We start from the raw sequence: 26,844 nt of genomic DNA, 5'->3' as shown, positions 1-26,844 counted from the left end.
AGAAAACAAAAGTATTAGATCGTGGATCAAAGAATGTCATTCTAATGAATAGATAACCAATAATGTCAACTAAGGTTTACATCTTTGCAAAGATCGGTTGCTTTACTTTTGTTAAAAGATATGGTATAATATTCCTTAAAGAATCATTTATAGCGTACAGGAGTGCGTAAACTATGACACCATTCATGAGCAAGACCCAAGTGGAGATATCTCAGATCGAAAAAGCAGATCTGATAAGATATTACATAATTCCGGAAAACACACAGGCACTGTTATTGATATATAACGGAAATAAGTCTATCAATCTATGCGAATATGACGACTTTTTCTCAATGCTTGCAAAAGCAGCAGACCGTTTGTATCTCAAATGTCCCGAAAGCTGTTTCGATGAATATACTTCCGAGATAATGGAAAACCGAAAAAGACTGAGCTCTCCCGGGCGATTCAGCTTTATTGCCGAATGCAGGAAGCATGGAGAAAAGGCATTGCCGTTCGGTACAGGTATGTTTTCTGAAAACTTCATCGGGTACTTTCTTTCAAAGATATACAGTGATGCAGAAGCTGAATTCAAGCTTTCAAACATCAAAGGAAACAGAAACAGATATATGATATCATGCACAGTCAATGGAAATGAAAAAGTTCTGCCATGCAGCTTTACTTCACAGGATAACCAACACGTGTACACTCTTGCGAATCTTTTTGACGGCAATCACACGGCAAAGGTCACGGTGATGTATGCCCATGGAAAAACAGAGGTAATTACTCAAAGCTTTACAGACAGAGAAATCAGGCATGAATATCTCTATGATATCAGGAATAATATCCTCCGAAGCAGGATGATCGAAGACGAACAGGTGATATTCTACGATGAAAGTTCTCCCGATCTTGAAAAAGCTGATATGTCTGAGGAAGTGCGGCTGATATGCAGTATCGGCAGTGATAATGTAAAAGGTGCTTTGCTGCCATGGGACGAAAAGGTCTTCATGTCGGATAAGGAAACTATTTATGACAATCGCAGTGAACTGATAACTCAGATATGTGAAGAAGAACTCTATGATGACAGAAAAAGCGAGTTCTCGGTAGTACATGAGGTGTTCAGACATAAAAACAAGATGTTTGTACAATCAAGAATGTGCTGCACAAGGCTGATAAAAAGCCTTGACAGTTCACAGGAAGGATATTATTACCGACAGATCAGCGGCGGAGAGATCAAAAATATCAATGAAGATCTTTTGGGAATACCCGGCGCTAAAATAATTGACAGATACTTACATAAAGATAACGAATAGAGGAACGGATATGGCAAAAAGCAGGATAGATGCAGTAATGCAGGCAGTAAAGGCGGCTTTAAAAAAGGACGATAAATATGTTCCGCTGAGTAAATACCTCGCTGTGGTAAAGCGGGAGCCCGAAAAAAATGTTTTCGGCTCAGAGGAAACACTGTATGAACTGGTGGACAGCATTATAACTTCCCGCAGCGAAAAAAAGCCGATAGAAATGATGAACGATGCGGAAGACATCTACCGCACTGTGCTTCCCCTTGGCGAAGCAACCAAGGACTACGGGTTTGCAAATGCAGTATTTCTGAAAATATTTGAAAATAACGGCATTTACCATTCTGGATTGTTCACTAAAGAGCTGTACCTTTGTTTCAATGATAAGCAGATATACATCGAGACCATGTGCACCATCGCTGATATACCGACAGCTGAAAAGAATATCTACTATATAAATACTTTCGGCTGCGAGCTGAGACAGTACTACAGCGATGAGAAAAGTTTTGCCTCATCGCTGATAAGCGGTGTTATGAAATTATGCAGCGCTCATGACAAGGAAGCTGAATGTGAAAGGCTTATCGGCTATGCTCAAATGGCTTGCGGTATATACGATATCACCGAAGACAGGATAGCAAGATCCGAGATGATGCTGAAAAACAGCGAGGAGACACTTGAGGGCGCAAGACACACTCTTGACCTTACGGAAGATCGTCTTGACAGCTTCAAAAATTTTGTGGAGCAGAACGAGAAGACCATCAAAGATCTTACACTGAGCGAGACTGAAAAGCTCACCAGAGAAGCAAAGAACGCGGAATTCAAACTTAGAGAAGCTTTCGATGCTTTTCTTAACGAAGAGCATGACAGCATAGTGTTTGAAAAGGATAAGCTGGTCAGAGAGGTCATAGATTCTGCGGACAGCAAGATAAGAGAGCTTAAAATGTTAGCCGCAGGCATCAAGGACAACACTGCCGCAGAGCTGTTCCGCATAAACACTGAGGCTAACAAGGCGATCGACAGAGCATCATCGATGCTGAACAACGGCGAACTGAAAAATATTCTCACAGAGGTAAACAAGAGCAGTGATCTGGTAAACAGGATAATCCGCGTTGATGAGTTCAGCAAGAATTTCGATACCGAAAAGGCTGAAGCTGAAGCAGCCGCTGCTGCAGTCGCACCCGTTCAGGTGACGGCAGGAGTACGTCCCACTATAGTTCAGATAAATGCTCAGAGATGCACTGAACCCGCGGATATGACTCCGAATTTCTTCTTTGATGAAACCTATCCTTTCAAAGACAGGTTTGAAAAGCTCATGGAGAAAAAGCAGGAGGATATCGCAAAAAACAATGCTCTTTATCATGAGCATTTCGATGATATAATCACCGCTGTTATCGAAGATTCCAACCCGTATATGATAGGGCCCTCTGGCTGCGGAAAAACTTTCCTTGTTGGTCAGATAGCAAGACTACTGGGACTGGAATATCTGGATATCGGCTACATAAACGAGGAATACGACCTGCTGGGATTCCAGACAGCGGACGGCGGATATAACTACCCTGCATTCTACAGAGCATACAAATACGGCGGTATAGTTTTCTGCGATGAGTTCGATAACGGCAATATCAGGGCAGCAGTAAAGCTCAACAGCTTTATGTCAAATTCAAAAGATGCCAGCTACTGTTTCCCCAACGGCGAGCGTGTAATGCGCCATCCGAACTTCCGTATCATTGCCGCAGGCAACACCGCTGGCGACGGTGCCGACAGGAACTACAGCACACGTGAGAAGATAGAGGAATCTCTTATGCAGAGATTCACAGCGATATATGTTGATTACGATAACAGACTCGAAAAGGATATACTTCGTGATCACCCTCAGTGGTTTGAGTTCGCTGCGGTCTTCCGCAATGCTACAACTGCATGGAGCAAAGAAAATCAGACAGCAGCTCCGGGTATATTCACCACCCGTGATGCTACCAGCATAAAGAAGTACCTGGATCACCAGAGTTACGATGTCGAGGCAATCGTCAGATATGAATTCATTGAGACCAAGGACAACGAGTATCTGGCATTCCTGCAGAGAGAAATGGCAAAATACTACAACGGCAATGGAAGAATAAGCAGCGGGATATTCAGCGTATTCAATAAGATAGTTTTCGAAATACGAAACGGAGATACAAGAAGATGACAGAATTTATGAACCTCAAAGTATACCAATACAAAAAAATGACTGTATACAATGCGGCGTTCAACAGTCTGAGTGATATGCAGATGTACATACTCAGCAAACCTAAAGTAAACGACAAAATATTTCTCAAACAGCACAGTATCATCAGACGTCCCGATTTTCCCGAGGATACCTTTGATAATGCTGTAGATTATCTTATCGGCGGATATACGGGTAATTATGACCTTACGCTGGAAATGCTGAAGGAATTTGAAAAGACTATGCCGATAAGAACTTACAGACGCAGGCAGGAAAAGGCAATGGCAGGCTCTCACCCAAATATTCCCGCGTACGTGGCAGGTACTCCGAAGACAATGTACAGGCTCACAAGAGCAAGAGAGAAAAAATTCGTTACTATATGGTTCAATCTGGCATATTCAATTCACACCTTAGAGCAGGCAGTCACCAACCGCGGCGCGCTGACTCTCAGTCTGATAAAACTGCTTGAAGAATACGGCATAGGTGTTGACCTTAAAGTGTTCAGCTCATGCTACAGCAATGACGAGGTGTTCAACTCCGAGATAAGGCTGAAAAGCCCGTCGGAACCTATTAATATGAAAAAATGCTTCTACCCCATGTGCTCGGTAATGTTTTTACGACGTGTCGTGCTGAGGGTGATGGAGTCCATGTCATTCCACGAAAAGAATTGGTATCCCTATTATGGTCAGCCCCTTACGGAAGACCAGTTCCGTGCGATCTTCAATATACCCGATACTGATATAGTCATTTCATCACCAGTCCAGATGGGTATATTTGGTCAGGATATAAATTGTGACAGTTATAATTTTTTTAAGAAGATAGATCTTGATAAGTATATCAAGCTTGCTAAGGTGAACAAGCCATGCTGAACTTTAACAAAACTTATACCGCCGATATGATGACATTTGAGCTTCTGCCATCCTATGCCTTAGATGTTCAGCAGCGGATAGCAGATACATCAGAAATGATATTTAAACTTCAACAGGATCTTATGCCTGATAAGGCGATAAACATACTTACTCTCGCTTCACAGCAGCTGCAAATAAACGGTCTCGCACGATACAAGGGATATGTGGGGGCTATAGGTTACGCAAGGCTCATCGACCAAGCTGAGAAAGCGGACAAAGAAGCTCAGAGAATATCTGAAAGCTTTCAGGAAATATACATCGGATTATGCAAAGAAAATATCCTGCTGGACACCATGAAAAAAGTGCTTGAGAACTGTATAAATGAGATACATTCAGCATCTGAGGCACTGAGCGAAAATATGAAGAACATATCCGAGAACGCCGATGGAAAATACTATCACATAATGGCTGACAAAAGGCTTCACGACCTTGTTCTCTCGGCAAATATAGCATCCCAGTGTATCATGATGATATCTGATATGTACACCCGCAACAGCGAAATGTCACAGCGTATAGAGTCATTGAAGGTCAATACTCTAGTTCTGTGGAGAGCAGGTATCGCCGCACTGAGAAACGCTCCCGATAAAGATAAAATGGATAAGGTCTGCGGTATAGAAGACGTGATCTCAGCAGCTATTGCTAATATCATAAAATGACAGTATCCAAAAATATGTGTAAACCTCTGAAGTAGTGTATAATATAAGATACACTGCTTTGGAGGTTTTATTATTATCATAAGGCTAAGAAATGAAACAGCAGAACATCGCTCAGGAAGAAAGCTGATAAACGATCTTATAATGTTAAATGTGTGGAATTATTTCAAACTATTGACATATATACTCGGCGCTGTTATAATATATTATAGAGAACATAGATAATTGATTTGATAGTTATAACACCTAGTATTATGAAAGGGATTGATAGCTATGAGGTCGGATTATAAAGCAGCAAAACGGCTTGCGGAAGAAGCCGTGGCAGAAGCCAGGAAAAACAACACATCTCCTTATCTTCCCGTGCTTGATGCAAACGAGGAGATAAACAATTCTCTGAAAGTGGTAAAACTCGGGCTTATCGAGCTGCCTGTAGACCGTATAATAGGCAATAAGGAGCAGGGGCGGAACAACGCGTTTGCCAACAACTTCATGCCTCTTCTGGAAGAAGCCTCGGAGTTTGCTATAAAATGGTGGAAGCTGTACGATTCATTTTTGGAAGAGGGTATCCGCGATGCGATAATCGTGTACGAGTATATGAATGATTACTATGTGCAGGAGGGCAACAAGCGGGTATCGGTATCCAAATACGGCGGCATGGAGTTCATACTTGCGTAAGTAAGGCGTATAGTTCCCGAAAAGAATGATACCAAAAAGTACAAGGCATATGCTGAGTATATGGATTTTTATGATGTCACGAAGAATCCCTACATCGTTCTGAAAGATGTTGGTTCGTATCAGTGTCTGGCAGGTCTGTTGGGTGAAACTCTCGATCATAAGTGGGAAGAGAATACCTGCGCCGATCTGAAATCCACTTTTTTCAAATTTTGCAGACATTGCAGGAGCACGCTGAAAATAACGGATATACGCGATTTGTCAGAAGCTTTCCTGATGTATATATCGAAATTTTCCGATAAAGACCATTCTGTGTGACAGCGAGGAGCAGGTAATCAAGAATATAAGGACCGCAAGTGCTGAGCTTATAGCAGGCAGCGGTCTTACTGATACTTTCTATTTCGATTCGGTCCCTGAAGCCGCAGATCAGAAAGGGCTTATATCAAAGCTGTTCGCAGGCACAAAGAGGTATACCGCTGTATCACCCCTGAAAGTCGGTTTCATATACGATGCTGATATAGACGAATCGCGCTGGATCGACAGCCATGAGGCAGGCAGATTGCTGGTGGATGAGATGACAGGAGATAATGTCGTCACAGAGGCTTACATATGTGAAGAGAACAATGTTTGTGATGCTATTGAAAAAGCTGTATCCGATGGCTGTGGCATAGTATTTACGGTATCGCCGTCAATGCTAAGAGATGCAGTAAAGGCATCGGTAAAGTATCCGGATGTCAAGATACTCAACTGCTCTTTCGGTAAAACGGCAGCATCGGTAAGATGTTACTACGGCAGGATGTATGAGGCTTCATTCCTTATGGGCATACTTGCGGCAGACAGACTGCTTACCGAATGCAGTGGAAATGTTCAGAGGAAGATAGGTTATCTAGCGAGAACCATGGACAACACCAGCGTGAGAGTGCTGAATGCTTTTGCTGTGGGAGTATCTATGATAGATCCCGAATGCAGAATATCCCTTAAATGCGATAACCCCAACGCACCGCATCGATATCGCAGAGAATGGGCTAAGGAAGGCGTTCAGATGTTTGCTGACTTTGACTGTTCAAGTGTAGCTGACGTATCCACACGCGCGGGGCTTTTCCTTATAAAAGAGGACAAGGACGTATATCTTGGCAAGCCTTACTTTAACTGGGGCAAGTATTACGTTCAGATGGTGCAGTCGGTACTATCCGGTATATGGGATATAAGCGAGAAAATGAAAATATCCGTCCCGACCAACTACTGGTTCGGTCTTTCAACTGGGGTCGTGGATATCATAACTCCGAAAGCACCATATCAGACTAAAAAACTGCTGGCTTTTATGAAGAATGCCATAGTTCACGGCGGCATGGATCCTTTTTCGGGAGAACTGCGTTCCAAGGACGGTATCATTATCCAGCAAAGCAATTCTTCGGGCAGCAGGATAACTGCCGATCAGGAAAAAATGAAAACTTCGGAAATAGCCGCTATGGAATGGCTTAATGAGAATATTGACGGAGAGTTTGAATTCTGACAGATCATACATATCTGCTGTGAAAAGCGGAGAAGAAAGGAGGGATATGCTATGAAGGTGCTTATAATAGCAGATGAGGAATCAAAGGCGCTGTGGGATCATTTTACCCCGGATAAGCTGAAAGGTATAGATCTGATAGTATCCTGCGGAGACCTTAAAGCGGAGTATCTTGAATTTCTTGTGACTATGAGCACAGTGCCGCTGCTTTATGTTCCCGGCAACCACGACACCGCATATCAGCAGCATCCCCCCGAGGGCTGTGAGAATATCGACGGAAAGGTGTTCAAATATAAAGGTGTACGGTTCTTCGGACTTGGCGGTTCGATGAAATACGGCAGGGAGCCTTATATGTATACCGAAAAGGAGATGCGCCGCAGACTTTGGCAGTACAAGCCCACCATCTTTAATTCATCGGGATTCGATGTACTGGTGACACATTCTCCTGCAAGGGGTTACGGTGATATGGACGATTTTCCCCACAGAGGATTTGAATGTTACAATGAACTTCTTGAACGCTGCCGCCCGAAATATCTTCTGCACGGTCATGTTCACGCGACCTACGGCACAAGATTCAGAAGAGTGCTGCAGCATCCCAGCGGAGCAAAAATAATAAACGGATATGAAAGGTATATACTCGATATAGATGAGAACGACCTCGCCGCCATGACAAGGCGCGAGATCACCACCAGACTTATTACGGCGTTTCTGTGATATGTTATTACTAATGATAAAATAACGGCGGGCTTTTTCAGTCCGCCGTTTGTTGTGTCATTTAAGTATAAGACCCAGCATTGTAAGGTCATCAAATTGTTCTGCATCGCCAACGAACTCATCGACCGCATTTTTCACATCATTCAGCATGGTTCTGGGGTCGCTGACTTTACTGCGGTTCAGTGCAGCGATCAGCCTTTCCGTGCCGAATAGTTCATTATTACTGTTTGTGGCTTCCGTTACGCCATCGGTGTAGAGGAACAGTGCGCTGCCTTTTTCAAGATGCAATTCGTACTCCTTGTACTTCATGCCCTCGATTCAGCCGATGAGATATAATCCACCTTGGCAAAATCTATGGTTATGCTGTCGGCAATGTCTGTAACTTCTTTTAGCGCCTGGTCGAGCATTGATGAAGTTACAGAATCTATCCTGCCCTCAACGGAGAATATGCATATATTGTCTGATACGGTTTTAGTGACGTTCATATAAAATTCCTGCCTGTCGGTTTGTTGAATGTTCTATCTGGTATGCAATGTATTTATTTTGGCAAAACAATTAAAAATTATTTAATCTTTCTTTTGTGTATTATATCATATTTTAAACCGATTGTCACTCTTTATTAATAGTATACAACGGATTTTTGTTGAATATAACAATATTTTGCTGTCCGTTTTGTGAATACTATCAAGCGGGATTATTGATGGAGCAAGCATGGGATTTAATGATTATTTAAACTATAAGTTGACCTCAGATTCTCTATAAACTCAAATGCTCTGAAAAAGAGGATCATTCGTGATCCTATCTACGAACTCCATTCATGCATCCAATAGTACAATACAAGTGTCACAGGTTGAATACAGGCTCAATGCAACATAACAAAAGCGACCAAGATTTCTCTTAGTCGCTTTGCATAGGTTTTCTTTTTGGTTGTCTGATTCTTTTTTTGCCACTAACAGTCTGATAAATCTGCGTTTATCAAATCAGATCAATATCAGCCAATTATTTTATGGTGACTGTCACAGCATTTTTGATAGCATTTGTAACGTCCCATGTACCGTTAACCTTAGCAGCGATAGCTACCTTGTAGGTCATGCCGGGTGTCAGGTTCTTGGGAGTTATATAAGACGTAGTTGAACCGGAAATAGACTGGGTCTGGATCCTCCACTTGCCAGCCAGATATACTGCGATACCGTAGTTCTGTGCATTGGGAACTGCGTTCCATGTGAACTGTACCTGATGATACTGAGAACTGTAGTTCACCCTGATATTTGTAGGATAACTATATTCAGGCTGATAAGGGTTGGTGGCACCGCCGTTATTACCGTTTGCATCTATGGTTGTACCTGCTGCCGCACCGATCACTTCATCAACATAGAATGATGTGGTAGAGCTGTCAGTTTCAACATAGATCTGCATATTTGATGCGCCGGCGGGGATCGTGAAGTTCTTGTTTGCAAGCTGTACCCACTTGCCCTTTGAAACTGTTTCGGATGCGATCTTTGTGTAATTTGTTGTTCCGCTTGCATCGGTATACTGCATAGTGAAGTGGAACTTATCTGTTGCATCACCGCTGAGGTAGGATACCATAGCACTGAAGCTGTACGAATTACCTGCCTTGAAAGTAGTGGAATCAAGTGTATAGCTTGCACCGTTCCATGCACTCTGTCTTCCTGATACATACAGCGAGCTGCTGCCTGCGGATGCAGTATCGCTGCTTGAAGCTACGCTTGCGGAACCTCTTCCTGTGAATCCGTCTGAAGTACCTTCAAATCCACAATGGAAGTACCAGCCATTAGGATCGGGATCAACAGGTGGATTGATCACTTCTCCGCCTCCGCTGCTTGTATTACCATCGCCCTTGAAAGCATATCTCATGAAAGTGTAAAGATGAGGCTTTACAGAGTTAGCATCATGTCCGCCGCCGGGGATAGACTGATATACGTGGTTAACACCGTTTCTGGTGAGTATTGTGCTGTACTGCTGAGGGAAAGTACCAACAACGCCGTCATTTGTACCGCCTGTTATCATGAATACCTCAGGCTCGGGACCTACGTTCCTGAACTTCATTTCGCTCTCCTGCATACAGCCGGGGTGAACCATAAAGCTGTCCTGACCGGGTGTGATACCGGGAGCAGGGCAAGCGCCGCCTACATAACCGAAAACATCGGGACGCATAAGTCCGCAGTAGATAGCCTCACGGCCGCCCATGGAGAAACCTGTGATAGCAGTATTCTCTCTGCCCTCTTTTACGGAATAATTTTCCTTGATGTAAGGCAGAAGGCTCTCTGTAACATCATACAGGAAGTTGTCATACTCCTGGCAGGTCTGCTGGTTGATACCGTTTGGACCGCTCATGGTCTTACTGGTGAACATATTGGGGCATACAACGATGAACTCCTCAGCCTTGCCTGTTGACATAAGACCTGTCATAAGTTCCTGAACGCCCATGCCGCTTACCATATCATTCTCGCTTCCCATGATACCGTGGAGAACGAACATTACAGGGTACTTCTTGCTGGAGTTATAGTTCGGGGGCAGGATAACGTTGCACTTCTTGTTTTTGCCTGAGAACTTGCAGTAGTAGGTCTTGTTTTCGACCTTGCAGCGGCTGGACTGTTCAACACCGCTGGGCACAGTGGTAGGCATATCGTTCTTGATCTTAGCATTAAGACCTGACTGAGCGTTACCGCCGCTGCCTGCATCAGAACCGATATTTTCATTACCGGTAGTGCCGAATCCTCCTGCAAAACCGCTCCAGTCGAAGCCTGCAGCATTAACGGTGAGGGGTACCGAAGCACCGATCATCATCAATGCAACAGTTGCATTGAGAATTCTCTTCATTTTTGAATGTTTCACTCAAATCACTCCTTTTTGATTTGTTGTCCTGCACTAAAGCAGGACAAGATTTCCGGACGAATATCCGGAAACAGAGACATTTTAATTTGTTCTTCCATTTTTAGTCATACTTCCAAATATATGACCTTATCATTTTGTCTCTTATAGCAAGAATACAATATTTTACATTAAAAGTAAACAAGAATTTTTCAACACCGCAATCTTTGACTGTTAATTCGCAATAACTGGTTAAATATTTTCTGATATCACAATTTGTTTATACGAATTATAAAAAGTTTAGCTGAATCAAACAAATTTACACAGCAAAACTATGGAAGATATGTTCTTTTTCATATTTGGAAAACTTTATAAACAAAAGTTCTCGAATTTGATGGTGCCACTTGTAGAATTTGGATCGGCTTCAGTTCTTTCAGTTTACAGTATTTCTATAGAACTCTAAAAGGCACAAAATATCACACTTTTAGTGTCGCTTAATGTGATAATATTTTTATATCTGAATGTGGATTTTGATGGACAAATGAGTACAAATCATGGAGTGTTCCGTTTTTAATATTACATCTCCTTTTACAGATTACCGGCGAATACAACTCAAATCAAAACTGACTTTGCACGAATTACGAAGCTGGTTTATTGTTTGGTTTAGTTAACAATAGTTTCTTTGAGGTGCTGTGCACATAAAATTGAATGGTTCATTATTTTACATCGGCATATTATTTTAGACAATAAATGCAGCCTGCACAATAGACATCGACATTTTTCGTTAAATAATTATCAATATATCCAATGTAGTTCTGTAACGATTGACTTGAGGATGACATTATGCTATAATGTATTTGTAATATTTTTTAATATTTCACGTCTTACTTTTTAATATAGACGTAAACTGATCTAAATGATCTGCACAAGGAGGAAACAAAATGAAATGCAGAATTAAAACAATCATTTCTACAGCAAGTGTTCTAGCGCTGACAGCTGCGGCTGCACCTGCTGCAAACATCTATGCAGCTTCAATTGAGGAAGCTCCTGCAGTGATCTCGGAGAACATCGGTGAAGCAGTAGCTGTAACCCGTCTGGCAACCGCAAGTGAGACCACAACTTGGAATAAGGCCACAACACTTACTGAAGATACAGTCGTTGATGGAAATCTCAATATTACAGCAGATGTTGACCTGAACGGATTTAGCCTGACTATTAACGGCGATCTCACTCATGCTGCAGGTGCTATCAACTGCAATTATGGCAAGCTGAATATTAATGGCAACTACTATATTGAAAATGCATCTGTTGTTGATGGCAAGAAATCATATGACACCTGCTTTGCAAGTCTGATACTTTCAGAAGAAGGTGACGAGGTAAACATTAATGGTGATCTTGAGACACACTCAATATGGGGTGGATACGGTTTCCTGTTTAATATCGGTACCGTTAATGTAAGCGGCAACATCAACGCTGAAAATGGTTTCGTAATGAATACTAAAGATAATTCTGTATTAGTACTCAACGGAAAGTCTAACCAGTATGTAAACTTTGGAAACTGTCCAATATTGAATGTAGTCAAGGTGACTGACCCTGATAAGCGTGAGATAGTCTGGAGCGGCGACATGAATGTCAATAGGCTCGGAAGTGACATTCAGATTAAGCCTGATAATCTTAACTTGAAAACCATTGATCTTGCAGGTCTTAACATGGTAGTTAACGGAGACTGTGTAAAGACACAGGGTGACAATATTGACATTAATGGCGGTTCGCTCACTTTCAATGGCGATTTTACACATTCTGCTGGTACTATCCTCTGCAATTACGGCAAAATGAACGTTAACGGCACTTACTTCATTGAAAATTCATCTGTTGTTGATGGCAAGAAATCATATGATACCTGCTTTGCGAGTCTGATACTTTCAGAAGAAGGTGACGAGGTAAACATTAATGGTGATTTTGAGACACACTCAATTTGGGGTGGATACGGTCTTCTGCTTAATATTGGTACTGTTAATGTAAGCGGTAACATCAATGCTGAAAATGGTTTCGTGATGAACACTAAAGATAATTCTGTATTAGTGCTTAACGGAAAGTCCAACCAGTATGTAAATTTTGGAAACTGTCCTATATTGAATGTTATCAAGGTGATTAATCCAAATAAGCGTGAGATCATCTGGAGCGGCGACATGAATGTCAATAGGCTCGGAAGTGATATCCGGATTAAGCCTGATAATCTTAACTTGAAAACCATTGATCTTGCAGGTCTTAACATGGTAGTTAACGGAGACTGTGTAAAGACACAGGGTGACACTATTAATATTAATGGTGGTTCGCTCACTTTCAATGGTGATTTCACACATTCTGCCGGTACGATCCTCTGCAATTACGGCAAAATAAACGTTAACGGTACTTACTTCATTGAAAATTCATCTGTTGTTGATGGCAAGAAATCATATGATACATGCTTTTCGAGTCTGATACTTTCAGAAGAAGGTGACGAGATAAACATTAACGGAGATCTTGAGATGCACTCAATATGGGGTGGATACGGTCTTCTGCTTAATATCGGTACTGTTAACGTACGCGGTAACATCAATGCCGACAGCGGTTTCGTAATGAACACTAAAGATAATTCTGTATTAGTGCTCAACGGAAAAACCAACCAGTATGTATACTTTGGAAACTCTCCTATACTGAATGAGATCAAGGTGATTAATCCTGAAAAGCGTGAGATCATCTGGAGCGGAAACATGAGTATCCATAAGCTCGGAAGTAACATCAAAGTTAAGGCTGATGATCTGAAACTGAGAAAAATTGATCTTTTTGGCTTTAACATGCTAATTAACGGAAACTGTGGCTTTACTAATGGTGACACTATCGATATTAATTGTGGCTCGCTTACGATCAATGGCGATCTCACACATTCTGCCGGCACGATCCTCTGTAATTACGGCAAACTGAATGTTAACGGCACTTACTTCATTGAAAATTCATCTGTTGTTGATGGCAAGAAATCATATGATACATGCTTTTCAAATCTGATACTTTCAGCAGAGGGTGACGAAGTAGACATTAACGGAGATCTTGAAATGCACTCAATATGGGGTGGATACGGTCTTCTGCTCAATATCGGTACTGTTAACGTACGCGGTAACATCAATGCCGACAGTGGTGTTGTAATGAACACTAAAGATAATTCTGTATTAGTGCTCAACGGAAAAACCAACCAGTATGTATACTTTGGAAACTCTCCTATACTGAATGAGATCAAGGTGATTAATCCTGAAAAGCGTGAGATCATCTGGAGCGGAAACATGAGTATCCATAAGCTCGGAAGTAACATCAAAGTTAAGGCTGATGATCTGAAACTGAGAAACATTGATCTTTTTGGCCTTAACATGATAATAAACGGAAATTGTGATTTTACTAATGGTGACACTATCGATATCAATTGCGGCTCGCTTACGATCAATGGCGATCTCACACATTCTGCCGGTACTATCTATTGCAATAACGGCAAACTGAATGTTAACGGCACTTACTTCATTGAAAATGCATCTGTTATTGATGGCAAGAAATCATATGATACCTGCTTTTCAAATTTGATACTTTCGTCAGAAAATGACAAGTTATATATTGATGGTGATCTTGAGATGCACTCAATATGGGGTGGATACGGACTTCTGCATAATATGGGTAAAATTACCTTAAGCGGTAACATCAATTCTGACAGCGGTTTCAATATGTCCTCCAAAGATCGCACAGTATTAGTACTCAACGGAAAGACCAAGCAAACGATCAATCTTGCTAAAGGAACAAAGATCAACATTCTGGTCATCAATAAGCCTTTGTCTTATTATGTGTTCAACCAGGAAAACTGCTGGAATGAACTTGTTACTAATTATCCCCCTGTTGTTATCAAGAAATGGGAAAAGGGTTACGGCGCTGTAAAGCTTACATGGGATCCTGTTCTCGGTGCAGAAAAGTATGCAGTTGTCGGATTAGTGAACGGCAAATGGCAGGTCATCAATTATAGCTACAAGACATCTTCTGTGATCAAGGGACTTAAGCCCGGCGTAAATTACACAGTTGCAGTAGTTGCCAAGATCGATGGCAAATGGAATCTTGACGCTTCAAAGGCTATCACAGTAACTCCCAAGAGCGTCAACAAATATCCTGTTGTAACTTCTGAGGTATCAGGCAAGCAGTTCCGTCTGAACTGGAAGCCTGCTGATGCTGCTGAGAAATATGCAATTGCTGTTTACCAGTCCGGCAAGTGGGTTGTAAAGGTACAGCTTAACGGCGATGTTACATCTTATACTTCTCCTAAGCTCAAAAATGGTACATATAAGATCGCTGTTTGCGCAAAGGTAAATGGCAAGTGGGACGTTAGCGACATCAACAAAAGAGCAATTGACGTTACCATAAAATAATGATCCGCCGCCAGGCCAGATCAATCAAAAATAACAATGACCGACAGTTTTTTACAGACTGTCGGTCTTGTTTATATATGGTTTTTTAGAACACTGCGGGCGAAGCACATCGTGTAATAGAAATAATTGCAGAGATAGTGTGTCTCACGAAAATGGCAGGACGGTATACTATGTAGTTCAAGATGACCATTGGGTTTGATAAGTCTGAGGTGGAAAAGAAGCAGGAAAAGTCTGAACGTAATAGAAACACTCCTAGCAGGTGGTATGATCTGTAATATAAAATGGGATAACTATATGCTGAGCATAAACAAACATCCTGTCTTGGTCGTTTAGGTGCTGATAATATCTGTTATATAACTCAACCGGTATTTATTAAATCTTTGTTGCCAAAGCTATACTGTTCATGCAGCTGGTCGATAATTCATCTCCCGTTCCTCTGCTGGATTTTGGCTGGTTCCAGTATCCGTGGGGGAATACTTCGTAAATATCGAAATAGTACAAGCTTTCGGGAGGCGGGGCAGGAATTACGGATATATCTTCCGTCCTCATGCTGCTAGAATGTTTCATTCCGCACACTTCAAAGATATTCTTCTGTATGTATTCATCATAGCTTTCACCGCTGACTTGTTCGGCTATCAACGCGAGCAGCACATAGTTTACATTGCTGTATGAGTACTGCGTACCGGGTTCGTATTCGAGGTCATAGCTGTTCAGTTCGTTTAGCAGTTTGTCCATCGTGAAGCCGTCATTGTGGTGTATTTTGAAAAGCTCAATGCTTTCGGTCATTAGCTTTTCCTGAGAGAAAAAACTCGCGATGTATGTCCGATTGCATATGCCGAAACTGATACAGAGTTATGTTTTTGCCCTTTTCATAATCGAAAAAGTAATTGCCGAGAGTATTATCAAGGTTAAGCTTGCCCTGTACGCAAAGCTGAAGAACCGCTGTCGCAGTAAAGGTCTTTGTGACAGAGCCTATCTCGTATACATTATAGGCGTCTGTTTTGGCGTCGACAGTCTGGATGCCGTTTATGTCCCCGATGAGCAGCACCGCATTGTCGGAAGCTAGCAGATTGGTGCTCTTGATATCGGGTGATTTAGAACATTCGCTTTTCGTTATCTTTACGAACTTCTGCATATTCTCATCGGTCGTTGACCAAGTGTTATCGCTTTTGTTATAGGCAAGTCTCGCTGTGATGTCAGATATACTTTCATCGGCAGGGGACTGCGCACCATCAACAGAAGAAATATTTTGTTCTGCACCGCTTTGCGTGTCGGCTCAATTATTCGCACAGTCTGCCGCAGACAGCAAAAAAGCTACAATTACCGCAGCCAAAGCGCGTTTTATTTCTTTAATTATGTTGTTCTCTTTACAAAATATCTTTGATTTCTGAGCGTAGTGATAAGAGCCATATGCTCACTTACGGTATCATTATATCACACTCCGCCAGCACCATCTATAAACCTTTTTCTTGAAATAGCGGACAGATGATTTAGTGCTATTTTATTAATTATCATTATCCGAAATCTCCAAAAATCAGAACCCCATAGCGGTCTTTGTTTCCATCATCTTTTCTGTACCAACAAGCTCTTCAAGCAGCATGAATGCCACATCGGGACCCGTTTGCGGGCAGTAAGAAGTTATGATATTATCCGTCCTCACCACAGGCTCATTCACGACTATCGCGCCGTACTCCGCAAGCTGTTTCTGCCTGTGTCCGCCATTCAGATGATATGTGGTAGCACGTTTGCCTTTCAGTATGCCGCTGTTTCCGAGGGCTAGTGCGGCAACGCATATTGTTGCTATAATTTTGCCGCTGTCGTTGAAGGCTTTTATAAGGTTCACAGCCTGCTCCGAAAAAGCGTCCTCGTAAAATCCGTAATTTTCAAATCCACCGGGAATCGCCAGAGCAGCATAATCTTTGGCGCATATGTCACTCAACAGAACATCTGCATTCACCGACACACCGAATGTGCTTGTGACAGTCTTACGCATTGCACAGGTGGTGACTTCAATGCCTGCCCAGCCCATTATGTCAACAAAAACGCTGGCTTCCATTGTCTCAAATCCTTTTGCAAGAAATAACAGTACTTTCATTTGCAGCTCCTTTATTTTATATCATACCCAAGTGCATCTGGGAAATCGTCCAATAATTTCATCCTTGAACTGCACTTTTTTAACTTTGAAACTATCAGCGGTGCAGGATAGGGATATATCATCATGCCGTCCTGTTCGCTCTTTTGGGAACATATCGGAAAAGCCAGATGTTCTTCGTTAAGCGAAAACTGTGCGTTCACACCTGGCGTATCTCCTCTTGCGTCAAGCCTTAGCCACCTGCCCAAAGACCTAATATACACCGTTCAGCCCGTGATATATGAGTACCGGTGCGGTGTTATCGTCCGGTATCAGCTTTTGATAGCAGGACCCTGCGGGTATATCTTTGCACCGAAGTATCGCGGCTAACAGGTGGGATTTTGCAAAGGTAAAAAAATCATCAATCACTTTTCACGCTTGAATACATAATAATCAGGCTTCATTCCACCGTAGATATAATTGCCCTTTTTCCATTCCATAAATAAGTATTCCGTACCGTTGATCTTCTCAATGTAATACTCCGCAGCAGTCGTTCTGTGTATGCTCATAATATATCCCTTTGTCCACTTATCCTGCCATGTTGTATCCATGTACGATTGGATAAGACTGCCGTCAGGGAAGAATTCCAAAAATTTCAGATAAAGGTTTTGGCAGATATCGTCTTCATTGAAATCTTCGGCTTTGCCCACAAAAGCAACCGATCTCCATTTGCCAAAAACATTATTGTCTGAAATAAAAGGTTTATTGATATCATCGTGTCGACCGAGTGTTTCTTTGTTATAACGAATGTTGTCACGCTTTATAAAAACTTCGGTCTTGTTTTCTAAATGCAGAAATAAATAATGTTTACCAGAAATTAAACTGATCTCATAGTTATAGGAAAGGATCGGATCGTCACCGCCGTAGTGTATCAGAAGTACACCCTTTGTCCAACCCTCAAATATCCAATACGGCTCACCGTTTGGAAGAAAGAAAAGAATATGGAATTCACCGCTGACATCGTTCAGATCATTGATCGAAACAGTAGCTGAGTTTTCTGTCCAACCAATATTTTCCCATTTTCCGATAACATCTTCATCATTAATGAATTCCAATCCATTTGCTATTTTCAAAACGATCGCCTGCCTATACATAATTGGGATAAAATACGAAAGTACTAAATTATCTTTGTGAATAATTATATCATACCACGCAAGCACCGTCAACTACAAACTCCATTATTGGGAAAACAAGTTTCAGTTAAAACATAAAAAGATCGAAAAAATGCTTTGGCTAATTTGCATAATGAGCTGTAAGTAAAATTATACTTTAGCTTAGGTGACAGAAAACTATAAAGGTAGCAATAACGCAAAGTTGAATCTTCTGAAATATAATGATGAAGCAGAAAAAATATCAAACCCATACGCATAAGCTGGGCGAAGATGCTGAGGGTTCGTCATACGCCTGGGATATTGCCGAAAATTACGGCTTGACTTATGATGTACTGTTGGGTGGAGTATGAAAAAACAACCTGACACCGTAGTATAAGCGGGATGCATTTGATCTGCATCTCGCTTTGTATGTTTCTTATATTCTCATAATAAAATCGATTAATATAACATTATCTGGTACGCAGATATTTGACGGGTATTTCTAAAGAAACGTATTCTCAAGTATTTTTTCGCATAAAAACATCTTCACAGAGTATATGATAATTTTATATTACGTCAATTGACAAATGATTAAAAATGTAATATAATTAACTAGAACGACATGGTCGTTAAATTGTTTTTTTATATAGGAGGGTTCATATTATGAACAACAAAAAAATCGTAGCAGGTCTGCTGGCACTGTCATTCGTATTCGGCGGTGCAGTTCTGCCAAGTAATGTAGTGAGCAACGTAGCATCGGTTATAACAGCGCAAGCTGCTGATGCTGAAACATGGACATCTGTCAAAGAACTGACTTCCGATCTGACGATAGACGGTTCTGTAGAAACTAACAGCGATATCATCCTCAACGGACATACCCTAACCGTAAATGGTGACCTGTACATGACTGCGGGTATGCTGGATATCGGCACAGGCAAACTGATAGTAAAGGGCAATCTGTACATCGGCAAAGAAAATGCAAGCTCTTATGCGTATATCAGGATGCAGAACGCATCCGGATCCATAACCATTTCAGGCGACCTGGTTTGGAACGTAAATTCAAAAATGACAAACACCGTGGGCAGGAGCGACTGGTACACCTTCGATCTTATCACCGCGGGTACGATCAATGTCGCTGGAAATGTTTACGACTATATTTCTTCTACTAATAATAAGAATTCTTTTGTTATGCTGGGAACCTCTGTGCTGAACCTCAACGGAACAGGCATCCAGACTATCAAAGGTTCGTATTATGGAATGCTGGCAAAGCTCACGGTAACAAATAACAGAACATTTGATATGGAAGGATATTTCTATTCAACAACACCACTTGTTTCCGATCTGAACATAAAAACTCAGAATGGTCTGAAAATCATTGGGATGCAGCTAAACGGAAAAACTGTAAATATAACGGGAAACATCACTCAGTATGCCAAGGATATCGAACTGGACGGCGGTACGCTGAATATCACGGGCAATTTAACAGCAGAAGGCGGCACGATGAAGCTTGAGGGCGGTAAGCTGAACGTCAACGGAGATTACAAAATAGCCAGGGTCACAAGCAGGGGAGACCTTGTATCCGTTGAAGCAGGTCTTGATATGACCAACAGCAATGATGTCATTAATGTAAGCGGAAACTTTATAATAATGACCTATTCGTTCGCAGCTACAAGTAAAGTAACGATGAGTGCTGGCAAGGTGTATGTCGGCGGAAATCTTGACGTAGATACAGCTAAGATAACTTTTGGTTCGGACAATACTGTATATATGAACGGCACAGGCAGTCAGACGGTGAAGCTTAAAAACACAAAAGGTCAGAAGATTTATAATCTTGTGCTGATGCAGGATCGTTCAAATTACAATTCAGACATCGACAATCATGCAAAAACTGTGAGTGTTGAGATCCAGAATTCAAATCCAACAAATCCAACAAATCCAACATATCCCACCGATATCAAGGTTGATTACAGCGAACAGTATCACCAGATTAGATTTACATGGGAAAAGGTAGAAAATGCTGACAGATACGGTATCGCAGTATACCTTGCGGGCAAGTGGAGAATTCAGACCCAGAATATCACTGACACTACCTACACCACTCCCAAGAATCTGACCCCCGGCAAGACCTACAAGGTTGCTATCGCGGCAAGGGTAAACGGCAACTGGGATGCAACAAATGCTATTAAGAATGCAGTCACCGTTACTGTAAAGTAATCACAGCAAAATAACAAACACATTAAAAGCCCTCGATATTGAGAATATCGGGGACTTTATATTTTATACAACTTACAGACTGCTATAGATTGTATAAGTTCCTTAAAATCTCCCGCGGTATCTCGCTGGGTTCGTACATGACCTCTGAGTGATTATCGCGAACCGGGTCTTTAGATATGACCTTTTCTGTTTTGTGGTCACGGGTCAGATGTCATCTTCGGATAACTGTTCTGGCACTTTTGTGATGTCAAAAAAGAATGATAAAAAATAATATTCCAACTCTTGAAATGAAATATATCATGTGTTATAATGTATAACGCAGGTCTTTCCTGTAATGTATCTTATCCGAAATAGGTCGGAAAGGTAACATAATTATAAGGAGTTCATGCTTATGAAAAACACAGTTTCAACCCTTCTTAAGCAGAAGCAATCGGGAGACAGGATCACGATGCTTACCGCTTATGACTACACTACTGCACGTATCATCGATGAGTGCGGTGTAAACTCCATACTTATCGGGGATTCTCTCGGTATGGTGATGCTTGGCTATGAAAATACCCTGGCTGTCACTATGGAGGATATGATACACCACACCCAAGCCGTTTCAAGAGGTGCAAAAAATGCCTTTATCGTTGCAGATATGCCATTTATGTCATATCAGGCAAGCGTTACTGAGGCTGTTACAAATGCAGGCAGGCTTATCAAAGAAGGCGGCGCTAATGCCGTTAAGCTTGAAGGCGGAGCTGAGGTCTGCGAGCAGATCAGGGCTATCGTTAATGCTTCAATACCTGTTGTGGCACATCTGGGACTTACTCCACAGTCAGTAAATGTTTTCGGCGGATTCAAAGTCCAGGGAAAAAGTCTTGACAACGCCAGAAAACTTGTGGAAGATGCTCTCAGGATACAGGAAGCAGGTGCCTGTGCTGTGACCCTTGAAGGCATACCCGCAAAACTGGCTGAGATAATAACCAAAAAGCTGTTTATCCCGACCATAGGTATCGGCGCAGGTAACGGTTGTGACGGTCAGGTGCTTGTTTATCAGGATATGCTGGGAATGACTTTAGGTCACACTGCAAAATTCGTAAAAAAATTTGCTGATGTGGGTGATGTCATGCGCAAGGGCATCTCAGACTATATTGAAGAAGTCAAGAATGGCACATTCCCGTCAGAAGAACACACATATGCAATCGATGAAGATGTAATAGCAGTCATAGCAAAGGAGTTTGAATGATATGAAGATAGTTAAGACAATAGATGAAGTACGCAGACAGGTAAAGGAATGGAGAGCTCAGGGTCTCAGCGTGGGACTTGTGCCGACAATGGGATATTTGCATGAGGGTCATGCAAGCCTTATAGATGCATCTCACCGCGATAATGACAGAACAGTTGTATCCGATTTTGTAAATCCCATGCAGTTCGGACCCACCGAGGATCTTGAAAGCTATCCCCGCGATATCGAGCGTGATGCTGCACTTGTGGAAGAACACGGCGGTGATATTATTTTCAATCCCGAGCCAAGCGAGATGTATCACGAGGGATTTTCTTCATTTGTGGATATGAACGTGCTGACACAGGAACTCTGCGGACTAAGCCGTCCTGTTCATTTCAGAGGTGTTTGTACTGTGGTATCAAAGCTGTTCAATATCGTACAGCCTGACAGGGCATATTTCGGTAAAAAGGATGCCCAGCAGCTTGCTGTTATCAGGCATATGGTAGATGATCTGAATATGGATATCGAGATAATAGGCTGCCCGATAGTACGTGAAGAGGACGGTCTGGCAAAAAGTTCCCGCAATACTTATCTTGATGCCGAGGAGAGAAAAGCTGCACTGGTGCTTTCACAGGCTATTGATCTTGGCATAAACATGGTAAGGAACGGCGAGACCGACTGCACCGTCATAACTGACGCCCTGAAGAAACATATCAGCGCCGAACCCCGTGCAAGGATAGATTATGTAAAGATAGTTGACCTGGCAACGATGCAGCAGATAACGACCATCGACCGTCCTGCACTTTGTGCCATAGCAGTATATATCGGCAAAACCCGCCTGATAGATAACTTCTTTACCGAAGATGTTTAAGGAGGCAGCATGAGATTATCCATTCTTAAAAGCAAGATACACCGTGCTGTCATCACACAGGCTGAACTCAACTATGTGGGAAGTGTTACCATTGACGAGGATCTTATAGATGCAGCAGGTCTTTATGAGTATGAACACGTTCATATCGTGAATGTCAACAGCGGAAGCCGCATTGAAACATATGTCATCGCAGGTGAACGTGGAAGCGGTATGATATGTCTGAACGGTGCAGCTGCAAGATCAGGTCAGGCGGGTGACCCGGTTATCATAATGTCCTATGCTGATATGACTTCCGAAGAGTTGAAGAGTTTTGCACCGAAAGTTGTATTTGTTGATGAAAACAACAAGATTGTCCGCGTGGCAAACTATGAAAAGCATGGTGAACTGAGATAAGATATACCCCCGATACAGTGATATTAGCCGTATCGGGGTCTTATATTTCAGAAAGCAATATAGAACAAAAAATCATACAACTATCCGATAAAGACACACGACAAAGGCGCAGAAAAATATCTGCGCCTTTCGTTTTTATCACTCAATATTCCGATTTTTTTGCCTGTCATGTGGAGCGCTTCTTTTCGGGATGCTCCTTATAATACCGCTCCTTGTCCTCGTACATACGCTCATCAGCGTTATGCAAAGCTTTCTGAACATTCGCGACCCTGCTCTCAAATGCGATGCCCATCGCAAATACAAGTTCCGCATATTTTTCTGAAACTTCACGAAGCTGTTCAGCCTTGCATTTCAGTTCATCTTCCGTAAGCCCGATAAGTATAACAACAAACTCATCGCCGCCTGCACGGAAGATACTGCGCCTGTGGAAGACCTCTCTTAAAGCTTTAGCCGCATTTTTCAGCAGTGCATCACCTGCTGTGTGTCCCTCGGTGTCATTTATGCGCTTCAGACCGTTAAGGTCAGCAAATATCACGCCGACCGAGCGTTCACTGTCATCTTCCACCAGTTCATCAACATAGTTGTTCATCTCATTTCGGTTCATGACCCCTGTGAGCATATCCCGCGAACTGAGTATATGCAGACGCTCCATCATGTTGTTGCTGTATATCTCCGAAGCAAGTATAAAAGCAGTCACCTCGAGGGTCTCCTTGATGATATGCGTTTTCTCCTCGCTGAAATTGATAGCCCAGATGTATCCCAGCAACTCGCCCTTGAACCTCATTGGGAACAGAACGATATTCTTACCGCCTGCGCTTGTTATTGATTCTACCCATACAGGATTACGCTGGCGGACTACCTCCATATCATCCTTATCGCGTATGATAAGACAGTTACTGCCGGCGAGGGTAGCTTCCCATGATTCAGCGATATCGTAAAAAGCGTCATTAACATAATTTAGCATCGACACCAGTTCGGTATCCTCAGATAATGCCTCGCATAGTACCGAACATTTTCGCTTGTGTGTATCCAGCAGAAAGAAACAGCAATGCTCCGAATCACACATATCACGGATATCCCTGCAAATAGATTCCATCGACTCGTGAAAATCATCAGTACTTCTCAGTTTTATACAAGTCTGCAGAACCGCATTTGCGATGTTCGATGATTTTGCTGACATAGTGGTCGCATCAAATTCCTTTGAAAGCTCCATAATATATGCACAGTATCCCAGTTCCTCATCATCATCCGAATGTAAAGGAAGAAACAGCATACTGAACCAGAATTCAAAATGTTCGGGGTGAGCATATGAGCTGACCCTTTTCTTATCTAAAGCCGCCTGTTTGCAGGCTTGCTCGAAATTAAGGTCTTGGGGAACATAGGCAGTATATTCCTGATCGGGAACGAAAACCTTGGGGGCATCGTTCAATCCGGGGGTAGCTTTTTCTATCGTATCAAGATAAAAACGATTTCCCGTAACAATGCGTATTACCCTGCGGTGCCCTGTAGCCTTGCGCTCCACAGACAGTATACAGACAGGCGTATCGAACTGCTCCACAAATGCCTGAAATCTATCAGCCATCTTTTCAACCTCCAATCCGATGTAAAAATCTGGCATAATTCATCTTTTGATAATATATTTATTTCAGTATAGCACAAAATCTAAAATAATTCAAGTGCTAAATGTCGGAAGAAGCATTTTTACAAATTGTTAACATCCTGATGACCAATATTTTGGAAAATCTGACAGCATATAAATAATGAGTAATTGTACCGAATTTTGTACAGCTCGGCTTTGGCGAAAACACTGAATGAGAAACATAAAAAACGAACTGTAGATACTTTATCAAAAAATTAAATTAACATGATTTTCTATTATGATAAGCAACGAATGAGTGGGAAATCCAGCTTTAAAATATTGACATAGGCAGTGAATTGTGCTATCATATTTTATGGAAATATCGATATATTACCATTAAAAAACAGAAATTCAGGAGGCAATATAATTATGCAGGTAAAAAGATTTTTAGCAGTAGTAATGTCACTTTGCATGGTAGCAGGAACCGTAAGCTATGGTGCGCCTGTTATCACTAATGAGATCACAGCACAGGCAGCTGAAGCTGAGGCAAGCTGTTATTCATTCGATGCGGAAACAGGTGTGCTTACGCTCAGGGGCGAGATAGACGGTGATGCAATAAGGGGATTTTCCTATAAAAAGGATGTAAAATCCGTTATAGCCGAAGAAGGAACGGTTTTCCCGGAAGATTGTAATCATCTTTTTTATCATTTCATCAATTGCACATCTATGGACCTTTCAAATGTTGATACAAGCAATGTCACAGATATGGAATCCATGTTCGCTGATTGTAATAATCTTACCGCTCTTGATGTAAGCAGTTTTGATACAAGCAATGTAACCAAAATGGATTTTATGTTTACGTTTTGTGAAGGTTTAACAGAACTTGATGTAAGTGGTTTTGATACAAGCAAAGTAACAACTACGGTTTATATGTTTGCTTTTTGTCAAAATCTGACATCTCTTGATCTGAGCGGCTTTGATACAAGCAACGTTACAGAGATGAGTTGTATGTTCAATTGTTGTGAAAATTTGACTACACTTGATCTGAGCAGCTTTGATACAAGTAATGTATTATATATGAATTCCATGTTCGATAATTGTCAAAGACTGATCGCTCTTGATCTGAGTGGCTTTGATACAAGCAATGTTCTAGGTATGATACGTATGTTTAGACATTGTGCTAATTTGAGATCTCTTGATCTGAGCAGTTTTGACACAAGTAATGTAACAGATATGTGTTTTATGTTCCAGCATTGTTATGGTCTGCGCTCTCTTGATGTTAGCGGTTTTGATACAAGCAATGTTACAGATATGAATTACATGTTCAGCGATTGTCATATGCTGACCTCGCTTGATGTTAGCGGCTTTGATACAAGCAATGTTACAGATATGAGAGAAGTGTTCAGCACTTGTCATATGCTGACCTCGCTTGATCTGAGTGGATTTGATACAAGCAATGTCACGGATATGAGTGATATGTTCAGTTGTTGTGATCATCTGAAAACTCTTACTCTTGGTGAGAATTTCAAAATCATAAAAGAAGAAGCCGAGCTTCCTAACGGTGAGGGCTGGGTGAATGTTAAAGTTCCTTCAAACGTTGTAAGCGGCAGCGGGAAATATGCAGTTATCAAAAACGACGGCAAGAACACTTATGTTTGCGATGCAATCATCAAGAATACATACCCCAAAAACATCATTGTTGAATACAGCGGGATATATCACCAGGTAAGATTTAGATGGGATAAAGTTGAAGGTGCTGAGCAGTACGGTGTAGCTGTATATCTGGCAGGCAAGTGGAAAGTACAGGCGCAGAACATTACCGGTACGTCCTATTCTTCTCCTAAGAATCTTACCCCCGGTAAGTTCTACAGGGTCGCTATTGCAGCTAAGGTAAACGGCAGCTGGGATGTTACAAACGCTATCAAGAATGCTGTGTACGTTTACACTCACTAGGTGATAGGTGGCACTTATCCGATTTGATCGGTAAATACTTTTGAGATCTTAACGTCCTTCGGAGATACGGAATGTATCCCGAGGGGCGTTTTGATTTTTTTCGTCTCAGCGACATTAATATTTTAAATAACATTAACATATTATCTCGGCGAGTATGCTATATTTAAAATGATATAAAAAAATGGTTGAAGAGAGGCTCA

At 41.8% G+C, this 26,844-nt stretch carries 25 protein-coding genes; 16 read left to right on the top strand and 9 right to left on the bottom strand.

Features of this window, described 5'->3' with window-relative positions; all coding sequences use genetic code 11:
• The first annotated feature begins 173 nt into the window (after nt 1-173).
• The 8 genes from BM265_RS11780 (at nt 174) to BM265_RS11745 (ending at nt 7,934) form a co-directional block, all read left to right on the top strand.
• On the top strand, nt 174-1,289 hold the full coding sequence (locus BM265_RS11780; RefSeq protein ID WP_074962021.1) for a hypothetical protein: 1,116 nt from the start codon (nt 174-176) through the stop codon (nt 1,287-1,289).
• A gap of 10 nt (nt 1,290-1,299) precedes the next feature.
• Nucleotides 1,300-3,459 (top strand): AAA family ATPase, encoded by a 2,160-nt coding sequence (locus BM265_RS11775; protein ID WP_074962020.1) that lies wholly within the window; start codon nt 1,300-1,302, stop codon nt 3,457-3,459.
• An 8-nt stretch (nt 3,460-3,467) separates the two neighbouring features.
• A complete protein-coding gene (locus tag BM265_RS11770; protein ID WP_207646980.1) occupies nt 3,468-4,346 on the top strand; it encodes a DUF7192 family protein in 879 nt (292 codons plus the stop codon).
• On the top strand, nt 4,340-5,041 hold the full coding sequence (locus tag BM265_RS11765; protein WP_074962018.1) for a toxic anion resistance protein: 702 nt from the start codon (nt 4,340-4,342) through the stop codon (nt 5,039-5,041). Before BM265_RS11770 ends, BM265_RS11765 begins: the two co-directional genes overlap by 7 nt.
• 270 nt (nt 5,042-5,311) lie before the next feature.
• Nucleotides 5,312-5,713, top strand: a complete 402-nt coding sequence (locus BM265_RS11760) for a hypothetical protein (protein WP_074962017.1) — start codon at nt 5,312-5,314, stop codon at nt 5,711-5,713.
• 60 nt (nt 5,714-5,773) lie between these two features.
• Nucleotides 5,774-6,028, top strand: coding sequence for a hypothetical protein (locus tag BM265_RS11755; RefSeq protein WP_074962016.1), 255 nt, complete (start codon nt 5,774-5,776; stop codon nt 6,026-6,028).
• A complete protein-coding gene (locus tag BM265_RS11750; protein ID WP_081358440.1) occupies nt 5,991-7,223 on the top strand; it encodes a BMP family ABC transporter substrate-binding protein in 1,233 nt (410 codons plus the stop codon). Before BM265_RS11755 ends, BM265_RS11750 begins: the two co-directional genes overlap by 38 nt.
• 51 nt (nt 7,224-7,274) lie before the next feature.
• Nucleotides 7,275-7,934 carry a metallophosphoesterase family protein gene (locus BM265_RS11745; RefSeq protein WP_074962014.1) on the top strand — a complete coding sequence of 220 codons (660 nt, stop codon included), beginning with the start codon at nt 7,275-7,277 and terminating at the stop codon, nt 7,932-7,934.
• A gap of 57 nt (nt 7,935-7,991) precedes the next feature.
• Here the strand turns inward: BM265_RS11745 and BM265_RS11740 are convergent, their stop codons facing one another.
• From BM265_RS11740 to BM265_RS11730, 3 genes are all read right to left on the bottom strand, one after another.
• A complete protein-coding gene (locus BM265_RS11740; RefSeq protein WP_074962013.1) occupies nt 7,992-8,243 on the bottom strand; it encodes a PP2C family protein-serine/threonine phosphatase in 252 nt (83 codons plus the stop codon).
• Nucleotides 8,240-8,419 (bottom strand): STAS domain-containing protein, encoded by a 180-nt coding sequence (locus tag BM265_RS11735; RefSeq protein ID WP_074962012.1) that lies wholly within the window; start codon nt 8,417-8,419, stop codon nt 8,240-8,242. The genes BM265_RS11740 and BM265_RS11735 overlap by 4 nt, the downstream gene beginning before the upstream one ends.
• 514 nt (nt 8,420-8,933) lie before the next feature.
• A complete protein-coding gene (locus tag BM265_RS11730; RefSeq protein WP_074962011.1) occupies nt 8,934-10,790 on the bottom strand; it encodes a carbohydrate binding domain-containing protein in 1,857 nt (618 codons plus the stop codon).
• Nucleotides 10,791-11,707: 917 nt separating this feature from the next.
• Between BM265_RS11730 and BM265_RS11725 the strand changes: the two genes are divergently transcribed.
• Nucleotides 11,708-15,202 (top strand): fibronectin type III domain-containing protein, encoded by a 3,495-nt coding sequence (locus BM265_RS11725; RefSeq protein WP_074962010.1) that lies wholly within the window; start codon nt 11,708-11,710, stop codon nt 15,200-15,202.
• A gap of 372 nt (nt 15,203-15,574) precedes the next feature.
• Here BM265_RS11725 and BM265_RS20920 read toward each other — a convergent pair whose 3' ends face one another.
• Together BM265_RS20920 and BM265_RS20915 are read right to left on the bottom strand one after the other, a co-directional pair.
• Nucleotides 15,575-15,988, bottom strand: coding sequence for a serine hydrolase domain-containing protein (locus BM265_RS20920; protein ID WP_074962009.1), 414 nt, complete (start codon nt 15,986-15,988; stop codon nt 15,575-15,577).
• Nucleotides 15,972-16,337, bottom strand: a complete 366-nt coding sequence (locus tag BM265_RS20915; protein ID WP_074962008.1) for a serine hydrolase — start codon at nt 16,335-16,337, stop codon at nt 15,972-15,974. Before BM265_RS20915 ends, BM265_RS20920 begins: the two co-directional genes overlap by 17 nt.
• 58 nt (nt 16,338-16,395) lie before the next feature.
• Between BM265_RS20915 and BM265_RS19750 the strand changes: the two genes are divergently transcribed.
• Nucleotides 16,396-16,593, top strand: a complete 198-nt coding sequence (locus BM265_RS19750; protein WP_143098717.1) for a hypothetical protein — start codon at nt 16,396-16,398, stop codon at nt 16,591-16,593.
• A gap of 143 nt (nt 16,594-16,736) precedes the next feature.
• Here the strand turns inward: BM265_RS19750 and BM265_RS11710 are convergent, their stop codons facing one another.
• The 3 genes from BM265_RS11710 to BM265_RS11700 form a co-directional block, all read right to left on the bottom strand.
• Complete coding sequence (locus BM265_RS11710) at nt 16,737-17,297, bottom strand: DJ-1/PfpI family protein (protein WP_074962007.1); 561 nt, start codon at nt 17,295-17,297, stop codon at nt 16,737-16,739.
• A gap of 11 nt (nt 17,298-17,308) precedes the next feature.
• Nucleotides 17,309-17,497 (bottom strand): hypothetical protein, encoded by a 189-nt coding sequence (locus BM265_RS11705; protein WP_074962006.1) that lies wholly within the window; start codon nt 17,495-17,497, stop codon nt 17,309-17,311.
• 201 nt (nt 17,498-17,698) lie between these two features.
• Nucleotides 17,699-18,406, bottom strand: a complete 708-nt coding sequence (locus tag BM265_RS11700) for a hypothetical protein (RefSeq protein ID WP_074962005.1) — start codon at nt 18,404-18,406, stop codon at nt 17,699-17,701.
• A gap of 260 nt (nt 18,407-18,666) precedes the next feature.
• Here BM265_RS11700 and BM265_RS20910 point away from each other — a divergent pair, with 260 nt between their 5' ends.
• The 5 genes from BM265_RS20910 to panD all read left to right on the top strand — a co-directional run bounded on the left by BM265_RS20910 (nt 18,667) and on the right by panD (nt 23,112).
• Nucleotides 18,667-18,795 carry a hypothetical protein gene (locus BM265_RS20910; RefSeq protein ID WP_278287626.1) on the top strand — a complete coding sequence of 43 codons (129 nt, stop codon included), beginning with the start codon at nt 18,667-18,669 and terminating at the stop codon, nt 18,793-18,795.
• A 292-nt stretch (nt 18,796-19,087) separates the two neighbouring features.
• Nucleotides 19,088-20,638 carry a fibronectin type III domain-containing protein gene (locus BM265_RS20675; RefSeq protein WP_242940831.1) on the top strand — a complete coding sequence of 517 codons (1,551 nt, stop codon included), beginning with the start codon at nt 19,088-19,090 and terminating at the stop codon, nt 20,636-20,638.
• Between the two features lie 391 nt (nt 20,639-21,029).
• Complete coding sequence (gene panB, locus BM265_RS11690) at nt 21,030-21,869, top strand: 3-methyl-2-oxobutanoate hydroxymethyltransferase (RefSeq protein ID WP_074962004.1); 840 nt, start codon at nt 21,030-21,032, stop codon at nt 21,867-21,869.
• A gap of 1 nt (nt 21,870) precedes the next feature.
• Entirely contained in the window at nt 21,871-22,719 is an 849-nt protein-coding gene (gene panC, locus BM265_RS11685; protein ID WP_074962003.1) for a pantoate--beta-alanine ligase, read from the top strand.
• A 9-nt stretch (nt 22,720-22,728) separates the two neighbouring features.
• Complete coding sequence (gene panD / locus BM265_RS11680; protein ID WP_074962002.1) at nt 22,729-23,112, top strand: aspartate 1-decarboxylase; 384 nt, start codon at nt 22,729-22,731, stop codon at nt 23,110-23,112.
• A gap of 166 nt (nt 23,113-23,278) precedes the next feature.
• Here panD and BM265_RS11675 read toward each other — a convergent pair whose 3' ends face one another.
• Nucleotides 23,279-24,694, bottom strand: coding sequence for a GGDEF domain-containing protein (locus BM265_RS11675; protein ID WP_074962000.1), 1,416 nt, complete (start codon nt 24,692-24,694; stop codon nt 23,279-23,281).
• Between the two features lie 426 nt (nt 24,695-25,120).
• On the opposite strand from BM265_RS11675, the gene BM265_RS11670 reads away from it, so the two are divergent.
• Nucleotides 25,121-26,644: a BspA family leucine-rich repeat surface protein gene (locus BM265_RS11670; RefSeq protein ID WP_074961998.1), complete on the top strand. Its 1,524-nt coding sequence runs from the start codon at nt 25,121-25,123 to the stop codon at nt 26,642-26,644.
• The last annotated feature ends 200 nt before the right edge of the window (nt 26,645-26,844 follow it).

Source organism: Hominimerdicola alba, from assembly GCF_900112155.1.
GTDB lineage: Bacteria > Bacillota > Clostridia > Oscillospirales > Ruminococcaceae > Hominimerdicola > Hominimerdicola alba_D.
The sequence above is the reverse complement of the archived record's forward strand: the minus strand, read 5'-3'. Positions and strand labels throughout refer to the sequence as shown.